Origin of the sequence: Streptococcus hyointestinalis (genome assembly GCF_041225505.1) — a bacterium.
GTDB classification, from domain to species: domain Bacteria; phylum Bacillota; class Bacilli; order Lactobacillales; family Streptococcaceae; genus Streptococcus; species Streptococcus hyointestinalis_B.
This window is the reverse complement of sequence record NZ_JBCLSK010000085.1, coordinates 1-1,674: the sequence shown is the minus strand read 5'-3', so window position 1 is coordinate 1,674 and position 1,674 is coordinate 1. Positions and strand designations below refer to the sequence as shown.

Annotated in this window: 2 protein-coding genes and 1 pseudogene; all 3 read right to left on the bottom strand. The window is 43.3% G+C overall.

Annotated features, from left to right (window positions below; all coding sequences use genetic code 11):
- Positions 1-799: glucosaminidase domain-containing protein (locus AALA56_RS10015; protein WP_369909889.1), on the bottom strand; the 799-nt coding region annotated here is incomplete at its 3' end.
- 10 nt (positions 800-809) lie between these two features.
- Positions 810-1,070 (bottom strand): hypothetical protein, encoded by a 261-nt coding sequence (locus AALA56_RS10010; protein ID WP_369909888.1) that lies wholly within the window; start codon positions 1,068-1,070, stop codon positions 810-812.
- A 13-nt stretch (positions 1,071-1,083) separates the two neighbouring features.
- Positions 1,084-1,674, bottom strand: a pseudogene (locus tag AALA56_RS10005) (virulence factor); the annotation flags it as partial.

Sequence of the window (1,674 nt, the reverse complement as noted above, 5' to 3'; positions counted from 1 at the left end):
CTGAAGAAGAATCGCTACAAGCCTTGCTATCGTTGCTGGTAAAGGTATCTGAGGGTGCATTTTCTCCAGATGAGGCTGAGCTTGCCGTGTAAGGTTTCTCACCATGGGCGCTGATCGCTTCTTTATCTAGCCACTCATACTTTTTCCCAAGCGTGTTATACATATTGATTAGCTTTGTTTTATAGCTGCCGTCCGTTGCCCAACCACCATCTGCAATTGCAGATAGGGTAGCGACACCGTCTGTATTGTTAATTGCCTTAGTATAGAGCGTTTGGTGAGCCATAAACTCAGCCTTACCAACAATCCCAGCATCGTAACTGGAGAACCAAGTATAAGCCCCACCAGTACCATCACCAACGCTAGCGCCTGGTTTTGTTCCTGATAAATCAACACTATCTTCACCATAAGTCGCAAGCGTAACAGGGAAGTTACTCTTACTAGACGTTTTAACGCCTCCCATATTGTGCGCCTGCCAGAATGAGGTACCGTTAGGATTGGAGAAATTAAAGCCATTTTCAATCATCGTCTGTGTGATGGAAGCAGACGGTAGAAAGCCTCCTGCTTTCCAAGAGAGAATATAGGCGTCTTTATGTTCTTTGACAAAGGAATCAATAGAGCCATCACCTGAAGAGACAGAACCTTCTGTCGACGTCGATGTGGTGACGTCTGTCGAGCAGTTGCTCTGTGAATCACTAACGGCTCCCAAAACACCTGCTAGAATAGTGACTCCTACACTAATCACAAACATCAAGAGAACAAGCGGCGTGATGACCTTGAGAAAAACAATTTTCTTCACCATTCACCTCTTTCTACCAAAGACCAAGAATTGTTTTGATAATGCCGTAAATCACTAGAAAAATAATAAAGCCTATTCCTAGTTTTTTTAAGCCCTCTAAAAACTCTTGATCACGTGCTTTTTGAGCCGCTAAACGCTCTGGATCGGATTCTCCTTCCGAAGCGAAATAGTCACGTTGCTCTTTCATTCTTAATTTACGAACAGCAACATATTCATCTAACGCTTTCTTACGTCTTGCAATTATTCCAAGCTTTTGTGGATTCTTTTTTGACATATCCCTCTCCCTTCTACTGGATGCCACCATATCGCTGTATTTCTGGTGTTAGAAGCTGTTGGTTAAAGACAAGGTTACCAACCCCTGCAATATTCATAAACAGTTGTCCTTTCGTTAACCGTGGCAGCGTCTCAAGCTCTGATTGGTTCATAGAACCTGCTAGCGCATTAGCAAGCAATGGAATACTTGTCTCGTCAGTCTGAGCAAAGACACGGTACTGCATCAAACCAAAAATCCGTTGAACGGCTGTGACGTACGGGTCTTTATGACTACCTGCGCCCGATTCAAAGAGAATCCCTCGAAGGGAATTAACCGATAGAACAACACCTGAGAAGTTCTCCCCCATCGAGTCAATCATATCAGCTAGCAACTCGACACTACTTTCATACTTAGGATTGATCAATGTTTGTGCCTCACTGATATTCACAATATAATGTTCCATATCCATCTCAGTAAGATGAGAATTAGATTTTAGGAGCTGCTTGCAGCGTTTACCATTATTGACAATATCAGCTGAGACCAAGGAAAGTACCGAGAAGATTTGAGCGTTTAGCAAGTGAGGAGTCCCTTTAAGACCTGAGAAGTCAAAGGTTACCACTTGCTC

Bases quoted from the DNA above. Each gene is read 5' to 3' on its own strand.
- AALA56_RS10010 (WP_369909888.1), bottom strand. From the start codon at position 1,070: ATGTCAAAAAAGAATCCACAAAAGCTTGGAATAATTGCAAGACGTAAG.